Source organism: Novacetimonas pomaceti, from assembly GCF_003207955.1.
GTDB classification, from domain to species: Bacteria; Pseudomonadota; Alphaproteobacteria; order Acetobacterales; family Acetobacteraceae; genus Novacetimonas; species Novacetimonas pomaceti.
Genome location: NZ_NOXG01000005.1, coordinates 22,707 through 39,560, shown reverse-complemented (window position 1 = coordinate 39,560; position 16,854 = coordinate 22,707). Strand labels below are relative to the sequence as shown.

Below are 16,854 nucleotides of genomic sequence, written 5' to 3'. Positions count from 1 at the left end.
GTGCCGGGCCGGATATTTTTTTGCCCATGATGCGTGATGGCGCCCATGATGGGCCTTTCATGTCAGGGCCAAGCAGTGTAGGAAGGCCTTCCATGACGCGGTTTGTATTCATCACCGGCGGCGTGGTGTCCTCCCTCGGCAAAGGCATTGCTTCTGCAGCCCTTGCCGCCCTCCTCCAGGCCCGTGGCTATCGGGTCCGGTTGCGCAAGCTCGATCCCTATCTCAATGTCGATCCTGGGACGATGAGTCCCTACCAGCACGGCGAGGTCTTCGTGACCGATGACGGTGCGGAGACCGATCTTGACCTGGGGCATTACGAGCGTTTTACCGGCGTGCCCGCGACCAAGGCCGACAATGCCACGACGGGCCAGATCTATTCCGATGTGATCGCGCGCGAACGGCGTGGCGAATATCTGGGCGCGACCGTGCAGGTCATTCCCCACATCACCAATGCGATCAAGGAAATGGTCGTCGCCGGGACCGAGGACGTGGATTTCGTCCTTGTCGAAATCGGTGGCACGGTGGGCGATATCGAAAGCCTGCCCTTCCTGGAATCCATCCGTCAGTTGCGCAACGATCTGGCGCCCGAACAGACGATGTTCATTCACCTGACGCTGCTGCCATGGATCGCGGCGGCGGGTGAGCTCAAGACCAAGCCCACGCAGCATTCGGTCAAGGAACTGCAGAATGTCGGCATCCAGCCCCAGATGCTGGTCTGTCGCTCCGATCGCGAAATCCCGGCCAATGAGCGTCGCAAGATCGCCAGTTTCTGCAACGTGCGGCCGGAGGCGGTCATCGCGGCGCGCGATGTCGATACCATCTATGCCTGCCCCATTTCCTATCACGCCGAAGGCATGGATACGGAGGTGCTGCGTCATTTCGGCCTGCCCGCGGATGAGGAGCCGGACCTGACGCGGTGGGAACGCATCGTCGATGCCATCCGCCATCCCGAACGCGAAGTGACGATTACAGTGGTGGGCAAGTACACTGCCCTGCTCGACAGCTACAAATCCCTGATCGAGGCATTGCATCATGGGGGCATCGCCCATCGCGCGAAGGTGCGTCTGAACTGGGTTGAGGCCGAAGCGTTCGAAAAATCCGACGACAGCCTTCAGGCGCTGGCGCGGTCGGACGCCATCTTGGTGCCCGGCGGATTCGGGGAGCGCGGATCCGAAGGCAAGATCCGCGCCGTGCGGTTCGCGCGTGAAAACAATATCCCGTTCCTGGGGATCTGTTTTGGCATGCAGATGGCGGTCATCGAATGCGCCCGCAACCTTGCCGGACTGCCTGATGCCTCTTCCACCGAATTCGGGCCCACCGATGAACCGCTGGTCGGTCTGATGACGGAATGGGCGCGGGGCAACGAACTGCTGCGCCGGCGTGAAGGGGGCGAACTTGGCGGGACGATGCGGCTTGGCTCCTACCCCGCCCATCTGGCTGAGGGATCGCGGGCCGCTGCCATCTATGGCAAGACGGACATCCGTGAGCGTCACCGCCACCGGTACGAGGTGAACGTCCATTACCGCGACCAGCTGGAAAAGACCGGACTGCGTTTTTCCGGCATGTCGCCCGACGGCATCCTGCCCGAAATCGTCGAATATCCTGATCATCCATGGTTCATCGCGGTCCAGTACCACCCCGAACTGCTGTCGAAGCCGTTTGATCCGCATCCGCTGTTTTCGGGCCTGGTGGGCGCTGCGCTGGAACGCGGGGCACGCAAGTGAGCCTGCCGTCCGGAAACCCGCAGGTGGATATCCGCGTCGGAGAACTGGTGATCGGCAATGACAGGCCATTCGTCCTGATTGCCGGTCCCTGCCAGATCGAATCGGAGGCCCATGCGATGGAGACCGCCGATGCGATCCATGCCATCACGCAGCGGCTGGGAATCGGGCTGATTTACAAAAGCTCGTTCGACAAGGCCAACCGCACCAGCCTGACAGGCGCCCGTGGCGTGGGAGCCGGCAAGGGGCTGGAAATCCTTGCCCGCGTGCGGGAGCGTTTCGGGATTCCCGTCCTGACCGATGTCCACCTTCCGGAGCAGTGCGCCCCCGCGGCCGAGGCGGTTGACGTCCTGCAGATTCCGGCGTTCCTGTGCCGCCAGACCGACCTGCTTCTTGCGGCGGGGGAGACAGGGGCCGCCATCAACGTCAAGAAGGGGCAGTTCCTGGCGCCGTGGGACATGACCCATGTCGCGGCCAAGATCGCCTCCACCGGCAATGAACGCATCATGCTGTGCGAACGTGGCACGTCGTTTGGCTACAACACGCTGGTCAATGACATGCGTGGCCTGCCGATCATGGCGCAGACGGGATTCCCGGTTGTCTATGATGCGACCCATTCGGTGCAGCAGCCGGGCGGGCTGGGAAGTTCATCGGGCGGTCAGCGGCAGTTCGCCCCGATCCTGAGCCGCGCGGCACTGGCGATCGGGGTGGCGGCCGTATTCATCGAAACGCATGAAGATCCCGACAATGCCCCCAGTGACGGGCCGAACATGATCCCGCTGTCGCAGATGGAGGCCCTGCTTGCCAACCTGCGGCGTTACGACCGTCTGACCAAGGAAGAACGGGCCTGATCGCATCTGGCCCGGCCGATGTGAAAAGGTGGCGTGTCAGGCGGTGTATTTCCATGACAGCGCCATGACCGCGACCGCCAGCAGGCAGACTTCCACCACGGTAATGACGATCCATTGCAGCGTCATGTAACCGCGTGGCATCGCCCCCCTGCGCCATGCCATGCGTTCCACCGCCAGCGTGGCCGCGAATCCGGCCATGAGCATCAGCAGCGCGGCCAGTTCGTGAAACATCGCCACGCATAGCGAAAGCCAGCCGATCCCGGCGGGCACCGCGCCCAGCAGCAGCCGGTAGCTGTTGATTTTCCCCGGCGTCTGGCCCGGGGTGATGATGGCGGGCGTCTCCAGCGCCAGCCCCCAGTGAATGGCCCCCATGAAGGACAGCATCACCGCCGCGTAGCCGACGGTGACCTCCAGCATGCGGGGAGTTACCGTGGGGGACAGGAAAATGATGGCGCAGGCGCACCCGACAATGGGAATGAGGCTGGCGATGCCCATGACCATGGCCAGAAGGGGAAGACGTTTCACGACGGCATGCTCTCCTCGGTAGTTTGCATCTTATCGCACTCTGACATGTGACACGTCATATGTTTCTGGTATCGTTTCGCGCACTGGGTATCGAGGGACGTCCGGTTTTTGATACCTCAATAAACTCTGGAAAAAGAGGAAACGAATAGCATGAGCGCCATTATCGACATCATCGCCCGCGAAATTCTCGATAGCCGCGGCAATCCGACCGTGGAAGTGGATGTGGAACTGGCCTCGGGCGCGAAGGGACGCGCGGCAGTGCCGTCCGGCGCGTCCACCGGCGCACATGAAGCGGTCGAACTGCGCGATGGCGACAAGTCGCGTTTCGGCGGCAAGGGCGTGCTGAAGGCTGTCGGCAACGTGGAAAACGAGATCCTGGGCGCATTGCAGGGTGTCGAATCCAGCGATCAGGTTGCGATTGACGAGGCCATGATCGACCTGGACGGCACCCCGAACAAATCCCGTCTGGGCGCGAATGCCATCCTTGGCGTTTCCCTGGCGGTGGCCAAGGCAACGGCGGAGGAACTGCAGGTTCCCTTCTACCGGTATGTGGGGGGCGTTTATGCCCGCACGCTGCCGGTGCCGATGATGAACATCATCAATGGCGGACAGCATGCGGACAATCCCATCGACATCCAGGAATTCATGATCCAGCCGATTGGCGCCCCGACCGTGACCGATGCGATCCGGATGGGATCGGAAATCTTCGCGCAGCTTAAAAAGAGCCTGTCGGGCGCCGGATACAACACCAATGTCGGTGACGAAGGCGGGTTCGCCCCCGCCCTGAAATCAGCGGACGAGGCCCTGGGCTTCATCAGTCGCGCGGTGGAGGCGGCAGGCTACCGTCTGGGGGATGACATCACGTTCGCCCTCGATTGCGCCGCGACCGAATTCTACCACGATGGCCGCTATGACCTTAAGGGCGAAGGCAAGTCGCTGGATGCCGGTGGCATGATCGCCTACCTGGCCGACCTTGCCGCGCGTTATCCCATCATCTCCATCGAGGATGGCCTGGCGGAGGATGACTGGGAAGGCTGGGCGGAACTGACCGCCAATCTTGGGGGGAAGCTGCAGCTGGTGGGCGATGACCTGTTTGTCACCAACCCCGATCGCCTGCGTCGCGGGATCAAGGACGGGGTCGCCAATTCCCTTCTGGTGAAGGTCAACCAGATCGGCACCCTCAGCGAGACGCTGGAAGCCGTCCAGATGGCGCAGCATGCCGGTTATACCGCCGTCATGAGCCATCGTTCGGGAGAGACGGAGGATTCCACCATTGCCGACCTGGCGGTGGCAACGAACTGCGGGCAGATCAAGACGGGATCCCTGTCGCGTTCCGACCGGACGGCAAAATATAACCAGCTGATCCGAATCGAAAACGAACTGGCAACCGCGGCCCGCTATGCCGGGCGGACAATCCTCAGGGGACACTGAAAGCGCCCGGGCATCGGTGACGTTCGCGGGCGGAAAACCCCTCCGCGACGTCGCCGGTATCGGAAAATCACGGATACAGGGTCGTAATGCAGATCGGCAAGATTATCAGACGGGTCATGGGAAGCGCCCTTCCCCCTGCCCTTTTCATCGGGCTTACGGCCTATTTCGGCTGGAACGTCATGCGTGGCGAACATGGGCTGCACAGTTACGCCGCGCAGCTTCGCCTGCTTGACGAGGCAAACAGCGCCCAGCGCGACGCCTATGCCGAACAGCAGGTCTGGCTGCGTCGCGTGCGCGGGATCAAGGAGAATACCCTTGACCGCGATCTGCTTGATGAACGGGCACGTTCCATGCAGAACCTCGCCCGGCAGGACGAGATCGTGGTCCCTTATGGGCCGCATGACCGGCTGTACTGAGGTCGCGGGCCGGTGACATATCCTGCCATCCATGAAAAAACCCGGTCCAACCGAATGGACCGGGTTTTTTCATGCCGAATCAAATCGGGTCGTTATTTGATTTTCGCTTCACGGAAAGTCACGTGCTTGCGGGCAACGGGATCGTACTTGCGCATTTCCATCTTGCCGGTCTGGGCACGGGCATTTTTCTTCGTGACGTAGAAATAGCCGGTATCCGCCGTGGAAACGAGCTTGATCTGAATGGTGTTGGTCTTTGCCATGATATCCTCAGCACTGCTCCGCCGCTGCTGGAACACTTGGGTGCAGCAGTGGTTCAAGTTTGGCGGAAAATGCGCATACAAGAGGCCGAGGTCAAGCTTTTAGTCCCGATATTCGTCTTCAAAATCCCATTGATCCCCAAAAAAAGGAATATGCCCCGCCATGTTGAGCGTTTCAGAAGCCCGCGAACGTATCCTGCAGGGACTTCGTCCCACCGCACCAGAGGTGGTTTCCCTTGCCAGTGGCAGCGGACGCGTGACCGCGTTGCCGGTAATGGCGCGACTGGACAATCCGCCTGCCGATGTCTCCTCCATGGATGGGTACGCGGTGCGGGCCGCCGATCTGTCCGCCACGGGCGTGAAGCTGCGCCTGATCGGGGAAAGCCCGGCGGGCCATCCCTTTGACGGGACGGTGGGCGCGGGGGAATGCGTGCGCATCTATACCGGCAGTATCGTGCCCGATGGCGCGGATGCGATCGTGATCCAGGAAAATGCGACACAGCATGACGATATCGTGACCACGTCGCAGACGGCCACGGCAGGCCTGTACGTGCGCAGGAAGGGGCAGGATTTCGCCCGGGGCCATGAAATCATTCCTGCGGGCCGGCGTCTGGACGCGCGCGGCATTGGCGTGGCGGCGGCGGCCAACCATCCGTGGGTTACGGTGCATCGTCGCCCGCGCGTCGGCATCGTGGCGACCGGTGACGAACTCTGCCTGCCGGGGGATCCGATCGGGCCGGGCATGATCGCCAACTCCAATACCCTCATGCTGGCGACGCTGGTGCGCGCGGCAGGTGCCGAGCCTGTCATGATGCCGGTTGCCCGCGACAGGATGGAGGACCTGCTTGCCCTGTCGCACATGCTGGACGGTCTGGACATGCTGGTGACCATCGGCGGCGCCAGCGTGGGACGTTACGACCTTGTGCAGGAAGGGCTGAAGCGCATCGGCATGGAACCCGATTTCTGGAAAATCGCCATGCGGCCGGGCAAGCCGCTGATGCATGGCCGCCTGAACGGCATGCCGTTGATCGGGGTGCCGGGCAACCCGGTGGCGGCCTTCGTGTGTGGAACGTTGTTCGTCGTCCCCGCGTTGCAGCGCCTTGCGGGAGAGCAGGATGTCGGCCCGGACGTCGATGTCGCCATCCTTGGGGAGGATGTCGCAGCCAATGACCAACGCGAAAGTTATCTGCGCGCGCGGTTGCGTCGTGACAGTGCCGGCATGCTGACCGCCCTGCCCTTTTCACGGCAGGATTCCGCCATGCTGCACCTGCTGACGGAAAGCCAGGCCCTGATCATCCGTGATCCGCTGGCCCCGCCCGCCCGGAAGGGCGACATGTGCAGGATCATCCGTCTGGATATCCGTTGAGAGTTGACCTGGGTATGGGAACTAACATAGAACAGCGAAAGATACTTTCTGGTTTTGTTCCTTAAGGGCGGGAGACGGCATTCATGCTGACGCGCAAACAACATGAACTCCTGCTCTATATCGACAGGCACCTCAAGCAGACCGGCTTTTCCCCTTCTTTCGACGAAATGAAGGATGCGCTGGGGCTGCGGTCGAAATCAGGGATCCATCGCCTGATTTCGGCATTGGAGGAACGGGGGTTCGTGCGGCGCAAGCATCATCGCGCCCGCGCGCTGGAGGTGGTGCAGATTCCCCAGATCATCTCCGGCGATGCCGCATCCCGGGCGGAGGATGCCTTCTCCCCCACCGTTATCCGGGGCAATTTCACCCCGATCCTTCCCGCGGCGGAGGTCGCCGCCACCGTGGAGGCCGTCCGCCTGCCGTTTCTGGGACGGATCGCGGCCGGACAGGCGATCGAGGCCATTGCCGACGCCACCCGGCTGATTGACGTGCCTGCGGGCCTGATCGGGACTGGCACCTATTACGCGCTGGAGGTATGCGGCGATTCGATGATCGACGCGGGGATATTCGACGGCGATACGGTGATCATACGCCAGGACTGCAATCCGGAAAACGGACAGATCGTTGTCGCCCTGATCGAAGGACACGAAGTCACCCTCAAGCGCCTGCGTCGCAAGGGCAGCACCATTGCGCTTGAACCTGCCAATGCCCGTTATGAAACGCGCATTATCCCTGCGGACAAGGTTGCGATTCAGGGATGCCTTGCGGGGCTGGTCCGCCGGTACTGAACGCGCATGCCTCCTTCCAGTCCGGGACCATGCGGGCGAGCTGCTCCACGGTATCGCTGCTGACGACGTCAAGGGTGGGGAATTCGGCCAGGATGCGCACCTGTCCGTGGCGTTCTATGGCGCTGCGGGCATATGGGTTGTCCGGGCCATTGAGGATCACGCCCATGACCGGGATATCGCGCTGTCGCAGGACGGCGAGGCTGAGCAGCGTATGGTTGATCGTGCCCAGCGTGCTGCGCGCCACCAGAACCACCGGCAGGCGCAGGCGTTCCATCAGGTCCAGCATCAGGAAACCGGCGCTGATCGGAACCATGACGCCTCCGGCCCCTTCGACGACAATGGGGCGGCCGGAATCTTCCTTGGGCAGCACGATCAGGTCGGGATCAATGACCTTCCCTTCGCAGGCGGCGGCATCTTCGGGGGAGAGAGAGGCCGCATAGACACCTGCGGGCGGATGCAGCCGGTCCGGCGAAAGGGCGGCGAGCGTCGCGACGCTGGCGGTATCCGCAGGTTCGTCCGCGATGCCGCTTTGCAGCGGTTTCCAGTAGGAGGCATGCCACGCCCTTGCCAGGACAGCCGACACCACGGTCTTGCCAACGCCCGTATCGGTGCCGGTCACGAATACCCCTGAATGGCGGGCGCGACGGAAAATCCCGAATGCGACATTGTAATTGGCGCTGAAGACCGCATCGCGGCGCGCTGCCTCCAGAACGTGGCGCAGGCTGGCCGGCACGTGGCCCGGCCGGGGGGTGCCCGCCCCGATGGCCCGCAGTTCCCGGACAAAGGACAGGGCGGAGCGCGGCATGTCCACAATGGTTTCGCATGTCCATGCTCCCCTGCCCGACAGGGGCCATTCCCTCTCCAGTGTCTGCGGGTCAGGATGTTCGGGCATGGGGCATTCAATGTTCAGGGCAGCATAATAGCCCCGCCATTGCGTGAAGCTGCCGCTGCACAGGGTTGTAAACGCCATCGTCCCATCGGGGGCCAGCAGGGCGCAAAGCGTTTGCATGGCCATCTGGCGGTCTGAAAACCACTGCATCGCCATGCTGGAACAGATCAGGTCAAAAGGTCCATCCAGGTCGGGTTTTTCGGCATCCATGACGTGGAACGCAAGATTCGGCCCTTCGCCCAGTTTCGCCCGGGCGCGGCGTATCATGTCCGGCGCGATATCGGTCGCCACGATTTGCGCGGCCGGGAACAGCGCCCGCAGCCGTTGGGTCAGGAAGCCCGTTCCACAGCCGACCTCCAGAATGCGGCGTGGCCCCGATTGCGCAGACGCGCTGGCGATCCGCCGCGCCAGACGGTCCGCGACGATGCGCTGCACGCGCGCCGCGCCGTCATAGCCGGAGGCGGCGTTGAAACTGCGGGCGATGCGATGTTTGCGGGCGGAGGTCACGGCAGGGTGCGTTTCATCATGCGGTCAATCGTGTGCAGGCAGGCGGGAACATGTGTCAACGGCAATAGATGTCCCCCCTCCACCCAGTCAATGGAGGCCCCCCGCGCAAGGGAACCCCGGATCAGCGCGGGCGGTGCGATCGGATCATGCGTCCCGGCAAGGCAGCACAGCGCAAAGCGTGCCGGGCATATGACCTGACGCGCATCCAGTTCCTGCAGCTGTTGCAATCCCGCCGCCAGACGTTCCGGCCGGGGCGTGCCGGGAAGTGGAAGATCCGTCCCGGCCCGTCGCCTGAAATCCTCGACCGTGGCATGGGGTGTCGATTTCAGCGCGCGCATCATGCGCGTCAGGATACGCGGGGCGACCCCTTCGGGAAAATCAGCGGCAGCGGCAAAGCGTGCGAAACCGTTGAACAGCACCATGCCCCTGCACTGTTCCGGCGCCTGTTCCAGCAGCCATAGCGCGCCAAGGGAATGGCCGATCGCGATGAATGGCCTGTCGGGCAGTTCGACATGGCGTTTCTCGGAAAAATAGCCGAAATCGAGATTTATGCAGGTCCTGTCCCGCAGTTCCCGCTGGATCGGGGTCCAGATTTCCGGCCCGAACGCCCATCCATGCGCAAAGACAAGGGAAATCCCGGATTGGGTCATGCGCCAATCCCGGTCGCAGCCGTGGCAAGGGCGGCGATAAGCCGGTCGATCATGGCCCTGTCATGCGCGGCACTCAGCGCAAGGCGGATACGGCTTGCATTGGGGGGAACGGAAGGCGGCCGTATGGGAACGCCAAGTATGCCCTCACGCTCCAGAATGGCCGCAAACGCCATTGTCCGATCGATATCCCCGATTTCGATCGGGATGATCTGGGTCGTGGAACTGCCGGTGGAAAGGCCCATCCGCCGGATCGCCTGACGCACATGTCCGGCATTGTCATGCAGGCGCTGGCGCTGCGCCTCCATGCCGGGCACCAGTTCCAGCGCGGCATCGATGGCCCCCAGGTTGGCGGGCGGCAGCGCGGTCGTATAGACGAAGCCGGAACAGCAGTTGACGAGCCAGTCGCACATGGCGCGCGATCCCGCGACATAGGCCCCGAAACTGCCCAGCGCCTTGCTGAATGTTCCCATGACAAGGTCAATGCCATCGGTCAGGCCCGACAGTCCCCGTCCCTGCGGGCCCAGCACGCCGGTCGCATGGGCTTCGTCAAGGTAAAGGAAAGCCCCGTACCGCTCGGCCAGCGCGCGCAGCCCCGCGACATCGGCGCGGTCGCCATCCATGCTGAAAACGCTTTCCGTCACGATGAAACGCATGCCGGGCTGGTTCCGGCGACTTTCCAGCAGGGCCGACAGATGTCCGAGGTCGTTATGGCGGAAACGGATCTGCCGTATTCCCGCGGCCTGACATCCATGATGCAGGCTGGCATGGTTCAGCCGGTCGGTAAAAACCAGCGGGGCCACGCCCGTCCGCGTCATGGCCAGGCGGCACAGCGCCGACACGACGGAGGCATTCGCCTGCCAGCCGGAGGCAAACAGCAGCGCGGCCTGCGTTTTCTTGAAGGCGGCCAGTCGGGCCTCGACCTGCTGATGGGCCGGGGTGGTACCGCTGACCAGGCGTGACGCGCCACTGCCGCCGCCCCATTGGCGTGCCCATGAACAGGCGCGTTCGATGACCAGGGGGTGGTGCGCAAGGCCGAGATAGTCGTTGGATGAAAAATCCAGCAGCACCCGTCCATCGCGCACAATGGTCACGGCGTCGCGGCGTTCGACGCACCGCATGACCCGGCGCGTGCCATTGCGTTCCAGTTCGGTAAGCTCCGTCTGGAAAAAATCATCAAAACGCGCCATGAAGCGTCCTCTTCCGCCGGTGTCCGTGGCATCGGCCAATCATGCCTGTCCCAATATCACGGAGAACCCGCATGCGTGGACCCCAATGGATGGATAACGGGATGTCGCATATCTGGCTGCCCTATACCCAGATGAAAACGGTCCTGCCGCCCCTGCCCGCCGTCCGTACCTCGGGCTGTGACATCCATCTGGCGGACGGGCGCGTGCTGACTGATGGCATTGCATCGTGGTGGACGGCATGTCACGGCCATAATCATCCCCATATCCGCGACGCGGTCAGCGCGCAGCTGTCGCGCATGCCCCATGTCATGTTCGGTGGTCTGGTCCATGAACCGGCCCTGACACTGGCGACGCGTCTGGCAGGGATGCTGCCGGGGGATCTGGAACGGGTATTCTTTACGGATTCCGGTTCCGTCGCGGTGGAGGTCGCCATCAAGATCGCGATCCAGTACTGGATCAACCGTGGCGTATCGGGCCGCAACCGGCTGCTGGCGTTCAGGGGGGGATATCACGGCGATACTCTGGCCACGATGGCGGTCTGCGATCCCGAAGAGGGAATGCATGCGCTGTTCAATGGTGTCCTGCCCCAACATTACATCATGGATCTGCCACGCGACCGGATGACATTGCAGCGTCTGGAATCGTGCCTGTCGGAATCGGGGGACGAGATCGCGGCCATTCTGGTGGAACCCCTGATACAGGGGGCGGGCGGAATGCTGTTTCATGATCCCGTGGTGCTGCGCCATCTGCGGACACTGGCGGACAGATACGGCATCCTGTTGATTTTTGATGAAATTTTTACGGGATTCGGGCGCACCGGCACCATGTTCGCGTGCCAGCAGGCCGATGTCGTGCCCGATATCATGACCCTGTCAAAGGCATTGACCGCCGGCACGATGCCGCTGGCCGCGACGGTGACGCGTACCCATGTGTTCGAGGCTTTCCTGTCGGACAATCCGCTGCATGCGCTGATGCATGGACCGACCTTCATGGCAAATCCCCTCGCCTGCGCCTGCGCCAATGCTTCGCTCGATCTTTTCGAGACACAGCCCCGTCTGGAACAGGTCCGGCAGATCGGTGCCCAGATGGCGCATGAACTTGCCGCCTGCCGTCATCTGCCCAATGTGCGTGACGTGCGTGTCATGGGGGCGGTTGGCGTCGTGGAGCTGGAGACGATTGCCGACATGAACCGCCTCAAGGCCGCGCTGATCGCGCTGGGGGTATGGATACGTCCTTTCCGGACGATCATTTACCTGACCCCCTCCTTTACCATACGGCCTGACGAGCTTTCGCGCCTGACCGACGCCATCCGTCGTGTCATCGCGCAGGGGGCGGCAAGCTAGGCGACCAGCACATGGGCGGCATATGAAATCCGATCTCCACTAGGTCCCGTATGCTGAATCTGGTATGAAGAGGACATGACGTTTTTTCAACATCGTTCCTGGCGCGTGACTAACCATGACAGCAAGCGACAGATTGTGCTGAAAATCCTGTCTGATGGAAAAGCGCGTTCGGTCAAGGAAATAGGCGACATGTTTCCGGAAATGGGAACATACCACGCCCGTCTGGCGCTTCAGGCGCTCAGGAATCAGGGGCTCGTCAGCGTGGATGACGATCCTGAATCGGGACGCAGGCGCAAGGTCTGGAAACTGGTGACGCCGGATGGGACCGATCCCTCCGGCCCCACCGGGACATCGACCGGATGATCCCTTCCCTCATGTGAGCGCAAAAGGATCACATGAGGAAACGGGCCATGTATTCACGAACTGGTCGAGGCGAGTTCTTCGGTATTATTCGCGGCAGGTGCCGTATTGTTGCTGCTGCGGGATCTGGAACGGCTTTTTTCCGCGGGCCTGGGTTCCGGGCGGGTATTTTCGGCGACGGATTCGCTGCTTTCTTCCTCGTCGCTGTCGGCATCGGATTCAGCCGTTGCCTGCGACGGCGTGCTGTTCTGGCGCTGCTGGCGGGAAGCGGCCTGGCGCTCCTGACGTTCCTGCTGGCTCTGCTGCGCGGCCTGCGTCATCGCGTTGAGGATGCGGAAGTAATGTTCGGCGTGCTGAAAATAGGCTTCCGCCATGACGCGGTCGCCGGACCCGCTGGCATCACGGCCAAGCTGGAGATATTTTTCAAAAAGCTGTTGTGCTGTTCCCCGCACGCGCAGGTCGGGTCCGTTACTGTCAAAGACATGATTACGGTTCAGCGGTATCTGACCGTTATTATGGCGTGACCCTCCGCCGTTGCTGCCGCCAGAACGGTGGTGACGGCCTCGCATGCGTTTTATGTTCATAAGCTGCGCAGCACTTTCATGTTAACGGTCACCCGCAGGGAGCCTGACCGTAGGGACGCCTTCATGCCCCTGCCTGTTATAAATAATGAATGGCCGACATGGCTGTCGAACCCCGATCCCGTGGTCCACCTTTCGGGACAACAGGACAGATCATGATCTGCCACCGGATTACATACAATCGGGATCGTCCGCTTTCCGGGCAAGCAGGAAACAATATAATGCTTCCTGTCCCGGTATGCAGTGCCAATATAGCCTGCAAATCCTTGCCCGCCAAACTATTTTTTTGCCACTTCCCCATGGGGCCGCAGGACCAGCGCCCGCCCGATTCCGCCAAGATCGGCCCGGATGGACAGCACCTCCATCTCCGCCTCCCGCGCCAGCGCGGGCACGCTGCGTTCCTGCCCGATGCCAAGCTCGATGATTGCTATGCCCTGTGCCGACAGAAGCCGTGGCAGGCACTGCATCAGCAGGCGATAGGACACCAGCCCGTCCGCGCCCCCATCAAGCGCGCGATGCGGTTCGTAATCGCGCACGTCGGGCATCAGCCCGCCAAGGTCGCCATGGGGAATGTATGGCGGATTGCTGAGCACGACATCGAACCGCCCCATGATCGCCTGCGCCCAGTCGCCACATATGATGTCGCATCGCCCCGACAGGCCAAGACGGCGCGCATTGCGCGTGGCAAGTCGCGCGGCATCGGGCGAAAGGTCAACGCCCAGGCCCCATGCGTGCCGGTATTCCTGCAACGCCGCAAGCAGCAGGCATCCTGTCCCGGTGCCCAGATCAAGGATGCGGCGCACCCCGTCACGGTCAGGACGCAGTTCCAGCAATGCCTCGATCAGGGTTTCGGTATCCGCGCGCGGAACCAGCGTCGCGGTGGAGACCTCAAGCGTCATCGACCAGAAACCGGCGCTCCCGGTAAGGTAGGAAAGTGGTTCATGACTGGCGCGCCGTTCGACCAGGGATTCAAACCGCAGCGCCTGTGCGGATTCCACGTGGTCATGCATCAGAAGCCCGCTCAGGTCCGTCTGCAGCACATGCGCCAGCAGCAGCCGGGCCTCGCGACGGGGGGAGTCGATGCCGGCCTGTGACAGGCGACGGGCCGCCTGATGCAGGATGTCCCTTGAATTATGGATGTCCGGCAGATCATTCTCTTTCATTGGAACCTGTTTCCATCATAATCTGCCCCCATGAAATGCGTTGTCAGTATTCTGGGTAGCGCCGTCATGGGGGCCCTGGGCCTCGCCACGATGGTATCGCCCGCCTTCGCGGGGACATTCGAGGTCACGGATGGCTGCGCGTCGGATGAAATTTCCGAGGTCTCGCGCCTTTACGTGGACGAGCATCTGGTGACGACATTCCGCCTCGACCCGCGCCATGCCGAACATACCGTCAGCGTTGAAACGGCGTCCGGACGGATCAATCACAGTTACGCCCTGTGCGGGGAAATCACGATCCGCCTTCCCTCCGGCAAGACCGAAACGCACGAGGTCAGCGGCGAAGGCGTGCTGCACGCGCCTGACGGGCATCACCTGGTCGCGCTTGGGGCCAATAATTTTACCGAGTTCTATCTGGATGACCCCGACGACCCTGACGTGGTGGAACATCATCCCGGCCGCAGTTCCCTGTGCGCCGCGCCGACGTCCTGATCCGGGATCATTCCTCGTCAAGGGCCAGCAGCGCCGCCTGTTCCTCCTGCGTCAGGGCATCGACGAATTCATCCAGTTCGCCGGTCATGACCTTGTCTATCTTGTACAGCGTCAGGCCGATACGGTGATCGGTCACGCGCCCCTGGGGGAAGTTGTAGGTGCGGATGCGTTCCGACCTGTCCCCCGTTCCGACCTGTGACCGGCGATCGGCGGCGCGGCTTTCATGGGCGGCGGCGCGGTTGCGTTCATACAGGCGCGCGCGCAGGATTTTCATCGCCTTCGCCCGGTTCTTGTGCTGGCTTTTTTCTTCCTGCATCGCCACCACGATGCCGCTTGGCATATGGGTGATGCGGACCGCGCTTTCCGTCTTGTTGACGTGCTGCCCACCCGCGCCGGATGCGCGATAGACATCGATGCGCAGGTCGCCATCATTGATTTCGACGTCCACCTCTTCCGCTTCCGGCAGGACGGCAACGGTGACCGTGGAGGTATGGATGCGTCCCTGGCTTTCTGTCGCGGGCACGCGCTGGACGCGGTGGACGCCTGATTCATATTTCAGGCGGGCAAAGACGCCCCGCCCCGTGATATTGGCAATCCCCTCGCGCAGGCCGCCGAGTTCCGATTCATCGTATTCGAGGACCTCGAACCGCCAGCCCCGCTGGTCCGCGTAACGCTGATAGGCCCCGAAAAGCTCCGCCGCGAAAAGGGCGGCCTCATCCCCGCCGGCTGCCGGACGGATTTCAAGGATGGCGCTGCGTTCATCGGCCTCGTCACGCGGCAGCATGGCGATACGGATTTCCTGTTCCAGCGCGGGAATGCGCCTGCGCAGGTCTTCCACTTCGCTTTCCGCCAGGGCGCGCATTTCCGGATCCGCCAGAAGTGCCTCGGTCTCCGTCAGGGCCTTCTGGGTCGCGCGCAGGGCGTTGACCTTGCCGACAATCGGATCAAGCTCGGCGAATTCACGCGACGCCTGGCCGAATTCCGCGCCAGACAGTCCTTCGGCAAGCTGCGCCTGCAGTTCCTCGCTGCGGGCGACGATCCGGTCAAGTCGTTCGTCGAACCTTGTCACCCTTACGCGCCCCTGGACAGGCCGCGCAGGAAGCTGGTGACCTGATCCATCGCGACTTCCGTCTGCTCTCCCTTGTCGAGATCCTTGACCTGCGCGACGCCGCGCGCCACTTCATCCTCGCCAATGACGATGGCATGCGTCGCGTTCAGGCGGTTTGCCCGTTCCATCCGGCGTTTGGTGTTGCCACGATAGGAAGTCTCCGCACGGATGCCCGCCCCCCGCAGCGCCTGAAGCACGGTCAGGCCCGCCGTGACGGCGTCATCGCCCATGGGCACCACGACGACCGGACGCGGGGCCGCGGGGGCTTCCTCAAGCAGCATCGACAGGCGCTCGATCCCGCCAGCCCAGCCAATGGCGGGCGTTTTCGGGCCGCCCATTTCCGACACCAGTCCGTCATAACGTCCACCCGCCAGCACGGTCCCCTGCGTTCCCAACCGGTTGGTCACGAATTCGAAGGCGGTGTGGCTGTAATAATCCAGTCCGCGAACAATGCGGGGATTTTCGCTGAACGGAACCCCGAGGATATCGAGCGTCCTGCGCAGGTCATCCCAGAACGCCCGGGCCTGCGGGGTGAGATAGCCGGAGATCATCGGCGCGTCTTCCACGACCACGCGATCCTGTGGCGCCTTGCTGTCGAGGATACGCAGCGGGTTGCGTTCCAGCCGGCTGAGGCTGTCGGTGGAAAGTTCGTCGCGCCGTTCCATGAAATAGGCGATCAGCGCGTCGCGCCACGCCGTCCGGCTTTCGATATCGCCCAGCGTATTGAGTTCCAGCACGGTGTCGCGTGCAATGCCCAGCGCCTGAAGGATGTCGCGCCCCATCGCGATGACTTCGGCATCCGCCAGCGGTTCGGCAGGCCCGAGAAGTTCCGCGCCGATCTGGTGAAACTGGCGGTAGCGTCCCTTTTGCGGGCGTTCATAGCGAAACATCGGCCCCGCGTAGAAGACCTTCTGCGGCAGCGACTGCGTCAGGCCGTTGGTCACCAGCGCGCGGCAGACGCTTGCCGTTCCTTCCGGCCGCAGGGTCAGCGATTCACCGCCCCGGTCCTCGAAGGTGTACATTTCCTTGGAAACGACATCGGACGTATCCCCCAGTGTCCGCTTGAACACGCGGGTATCCTCGAAAATCGGGGTTGCCCATTCGTCAAAACCATAAAGTCCGGTAATGCGACGGGCCGTTTCGATGACATGCGCGAAACGGCGCTGCGATTCCCCGATAAGATCGTGGGTTCCGCGGACGGGCTGTAAACTGCTCACTGTCA

At 62.5% G+C, this 16,854-nt stretch carries 18 protein-coding genes; 9 read left to right on the top strand and 9 right to left on the bottom strand.

What is annotated here, in order from left to right:
* The first annotated feature begins 92 nt into the window (after positions 1-92).
* Together CFR71_RS07080 and kdsA are read left to right on the top strand one after the other, a co-directional pair.
* Positions 93-1,724, top strand: coding sequence for a CTP synthase (locus CFR71_RS07080; protein WP_110529233.1), 1,632 nt, complete (start codon positions 93-95; stop codon positions 1,722-1,724).
* 23 nt (positions 1,725-1,747) lie between these two features.
* Positions 1,748-2,572, top strand: a complete 825-nt coding sequence (gene kdsA, locus CFR71_RS07075; RefSeq protein ID WP_207781338.1) for a 3-deoxy-8-phosphooctulonate synthase — start codon at positions 1,748-1,750, stop codon at positions 2,570-2,572.
* Between the two features lie 36 nt (positions 2,573-2,608).
* On the opposite strand, the gene CFR71_RS07070 is transcribed toward kdsA, so the two are convergent.
* The gene (locus CFR71_RS07070) at positions 2,609-3,097 is read right to left on the bottom strand and encodes a DUF3429 domain-containing protein (RefSeq protein WP_110529230.1); all 489 of its coding nucleotides are present in this window, start codon (positions 3,095-3,097) and stop codon (positions 2,609-2,611) included.
* A 150-nt stretch (positions 3,098-3,247) separates the two neighbouring features.
* On the opposite strand from CFR71_RS07070, the gene eno reads away from it, so the two are divergent.
* Together eno and CFR71_RS07060 are read left to right on the top strand one after the other, a co-directional pair.
* Positions 3,248-4,528 (top strand): phosphopyruvate hydratase, encoded by a 1,281-nt coding sequence (gene eno / locus CFR71_RS07065; RefSeq protein WP_110529227.1) that lies wholly within the window; start codon positions 3,248-3,250, stop codon positions 4,526-4,528.
* Positions 4,529-4,614: 86 nt separating this feature from the next.
* Positions 4,615-4,944 (top strand): FtsB family cell division protein, encoded by a 330-nt coding sequence (locus tag CFR71_RS07060; RefSeq protein ID WP_110529224.1) that lies wholly within the window; start codon positions 4,615-4,617, stop codon positions 4,942-4,944.
* A 92-nt stretch (positions 4,945-5,036) separates the two neighbouring features.
* Here CFR71_RS07060 and rpmG read toward each other — a convergent pair whose 3' ends face one another.
* Complete coding sequence (gene rpmG, locus CFR71_RS07055; protein WP_025813389.1) at positions 5,037-5,204, bottom strand: 50S ribosomal protein L33; 168 nt, start codon at positions 5,202-5,204, stop codon at positions 5,037-5,039.
* 160 nt (positions 5,205-5,364) lie between these two features.
* On the opposite strand from rpmG, the gene CFR71_RS07050 reads away from it, so the two are divergent.
* Together CFR71_RS07050 and lexA are read left to right on the top strand one after the other, a co-directional pair.
* The gene (locus CFR71_RS07050; protein WP_110529220.1) at positions 5,365-6,567 is read left to right on the top strand and encodes a molybdopterin molybdotransferase MoeA; all 1,203 of its coding nucleotides are present in this window, start codon (positions 5,365-5,367) and stop codon (positions 6,565-6,567) included.
* 83 nt (positions 6,568-6,650) lie between these two features.
* Positions 6,651-7,355 carry a transcriptional repressor LexA gene (gene lexA / locus CFR71_RS07045; RefSeq protein WP_110529217.1) on the top strand — a complete coding sequence of 235 codons (705 nt, stop codon included), beginning with the start codon at positions 6,651-6,653 and terminating at the stop codon, positions 7,353-7,355.
* Here lexA and bioD read toward each other — a convergent pair.
* The 3 genes from bioD to CFR71_RS07030 are packed head-to-tail and all read right to left on the bottom strand — an operon-like array spanning position 7,294 to position 10,588.
* Positions 7,294-8,751 carry a dethiobiotin synthase gene (gene bioD, locus CFR71_RS07040; RefSeq protein WP_110529213.1) on the bottom strand — a complete coding sequence of 486 codons (1,458 nt, stop codon included), beginning with the start codon at positions 8,749-8,751 and terminating at the stop codon, positions 7,294-7,296. The genes lexA and bioD overlap by 62 nt on opposite strands.
* On the bottom strand, positions 8,748-9,401 hold the full coding sequence (locus CFR71_RS07035; protein ID WP_110529210.1) for an alpha/beta fold hydrolase: 654 nt from the start codon (positions 9,399-9,401) through the stop codon (positions 8,748-8,750). The genes bioD and CFR71_RS07035 overlap by 4 nt, the downstream gene beginning before the upstream one ends.
* A complete protein-coding gene (locus tag CFR71_RS07030) occupies positions 9,398-10,588 on the bottom strand; it encodes an aminotransferase class I/II-fold pyridoxal phosphate-dependent enzyme (protein WP_110529545.1) in 1,191 nt (396 codons plus the stop codon). The genes CFR71_RS07035 and CFR71_RS07030 overlap by 4 nt, the downstream gene beginning before the upstream one ends.
* A gap of 71 nt (positions 10,589-10,659) precedes the next feature.
* On the opposite strand from CFR71_RS07030, the gene CFR71_RS07025 reads away from it, so the two are divergent.
* Together CFR71_RS07025 and CFR71_RS07020 are read left to right on the top strand one after the other, a co-directional pair.
* Positions 10,660-11,931 carry an adenosylmethionine--8-amino-7-oxononanoate transaminase gene (locus tag CFR71_RS07025; protein WP_110529207.1) on the top strand — a complete coding sequence of 424 codons (1,272 nt, stop codon included), beginning with the start codon at positions 10,660-10,662 and terminating at the stop codon, positions 11,929-11,931.
* 75 nt (positions 11,932-12,006) lie between these two features.
* Positions 12,007-12,294, top strand: a complete 288-nt coding sequence (locus CFR71_RS07020; protein WP_110529206.1) for a hypothetical protein — start codon at positions 12,007-12,009, stop codon at positions 12,292-12,294.
* A gap of 53 nt (positions 12,295-12,347) precedes the next feature.
* On the opposite strand, the gene CFR71_RS07015 is transcribed toward CFR71_RS07020, so the two are convergent.
* Both CFR71_RS07015 and prmC read right to left on the bottom strand, forming a co-directional pair.
* Positions 12,348-12,875, bottom strand: coding sequence for a DUF4167 domain-containing protein (locus CFR71_RS07015; RefSeq protein WP_110529203.1), 528 nt, complete (start codon positions 12,873-12,875; stop codon positions 12,348-12,350).
* 275 nt (positions 12,876-13,150) lie between these two features.
* Positions 13,151-14,035 (bottom strand): peptide chain release factor N(5)-glutamine methyltransferase, encoded by an 885-nt coding sequence (gene prmC, locus CFR71_RS07010; RefSeq protein WP_110529199.1) that lies wholly within the window; start codon positions 14,033-14,035, stop codon positions 13,151-13,153.
* Positions 14,036-14,101: 66 nt separating this feature from the next.
* Here prmC and CFR71_RS07005 point away from each other — a divergent pair, with 66 nt between their 5' ends.
* Entirely contained in the window at positions 14,102-14,524 is a 423-nt protein-coding gene (locus CFR71_RS07005; protein WP_207781337.1) for a hypothetical protein, read from the top strand.
* A 7-nt stretch (positions 14,525-14,531) separates the two neighbouring features.
* On the opposite strand, the gene prfA is transcribed toward CFR71_RS07005, so the two are convergent.
* Together prfA and hisS are read right to left on the bottom strand one after the other, a co-directional pair.
* Positions 14,532-15,593: a peptide chain release factor 1 gene (prfA, locus tag CFR71_RS07000; RefSeq protein ID WP_110529193.1), complete on the bottom strand. Its 1,062-nt coding sequence runs from the start codon at positions 15,591-15,593 to the stop codon at positions 14,532-14,534.
* A gap of 2 nt (positions 15,594-15,595) precedes the next feature.
* Complete coding sequence (gene hisS / locus CFR71_RS06995; protein WP_110529190.1) at positions 15,596-16,849, bottom strand: histidine--tRNA ligase; 1,254 nt, start codon at positions 16,847-16,849, stop codon at positions 15,596-15,598.
* Positions 16,850-16,854 lie beyond the last annotated feature (5 nt).

Bases quoted from the DNA above. Each gene is read 5' to 3' on its own strand.
- CFR71_RS07020 (WP_110529206.1), top strand. From the start codon at position 12,007: ATGACGTTTTTTCAACATCGTTCCTGGCGCGTGACTAACCATGACAGC.
- CFR71_RS07050 (WP_110529220.1), top strand. From the start codon at position 5,365: ATGTTGAGCGTTTCAGAAGCCCGCGAACGTATCCTGCAGGGACTTCGT.
- lexA (WP_110529217.1), top strand. From the start codon at position 6,651: ATGCTGACGCGCAAACAACATGAACTCCTGCTCTATATCGACAGGCAC.
- prmC (WP_110529199.1), bottom strand. From the start codon at position 14,035: ATGAAAGAGAATGATCTGCCGGACATCCATAATTCAAGGGACATCCTG.
- CFR71_RS07005 (WP_207781337.1), top strand. From the start codon at position 14,102: ATGGGGGCCCTGGGCCTCGCCACGATGGTATCGCCCGCCTTCGCGGGG.
- CFR71_RS07080 (WP_110529233.1), top strand. From the start codon at position 93: ATGACGCGGTTTGTATTCATCACCGGCGGCGTGGTGTCCTCCCTCGGC.
- CFR71_RS07015 (WP_110529203.1), bottom strand. From the start codon at position 12,875: ATGAACATAAAACGCATGCGAGGCCGTCACCACCGTTCTGGCGGCAGC.
- CFR71_RS07060 (WP_110529224.1), top strand. From the start codon at position 4,615: ATGCAGATCGGCAAGATTATCAGACGGGTCATGGGAAGCGCCCTTCCC.
- eno (WP_110529227.1), top strand. From the start codon at position 3,248: ATGAGCGCCATTATCGACATCATCGCCCGCGAAATTCTCGATAGCCGC.
- CFR71_RS07025 (WP_110529207.1), top strand. From the start codon at position 10,660: ATGCGTGGACCCCAATGGATGGATAACGGGATGTCGCATATCTGGCTG.
- rpmG (WP_025813389.1), bottom strand. From the start codon at position 5,204: ATGGCAAAGACCAACACCATTCAGATCAAGCTCGTTTCCACGGCGGAT.
- CFR71_RS07035 (WP_110529210.1), bottom strand. From the start codon at position 9,401: ATGACCCAATCCGGGATTTCCCTTGTCTTTGCGCATGGATGGGCGTTC.
- CFR71_RS07030 (WP_110529545.1), bottom strand. From the start codon at position 10,588: ATGGCGCGTTTTGATGATTTTTTCCAGACGGAGCTTACCGAACTGGAA.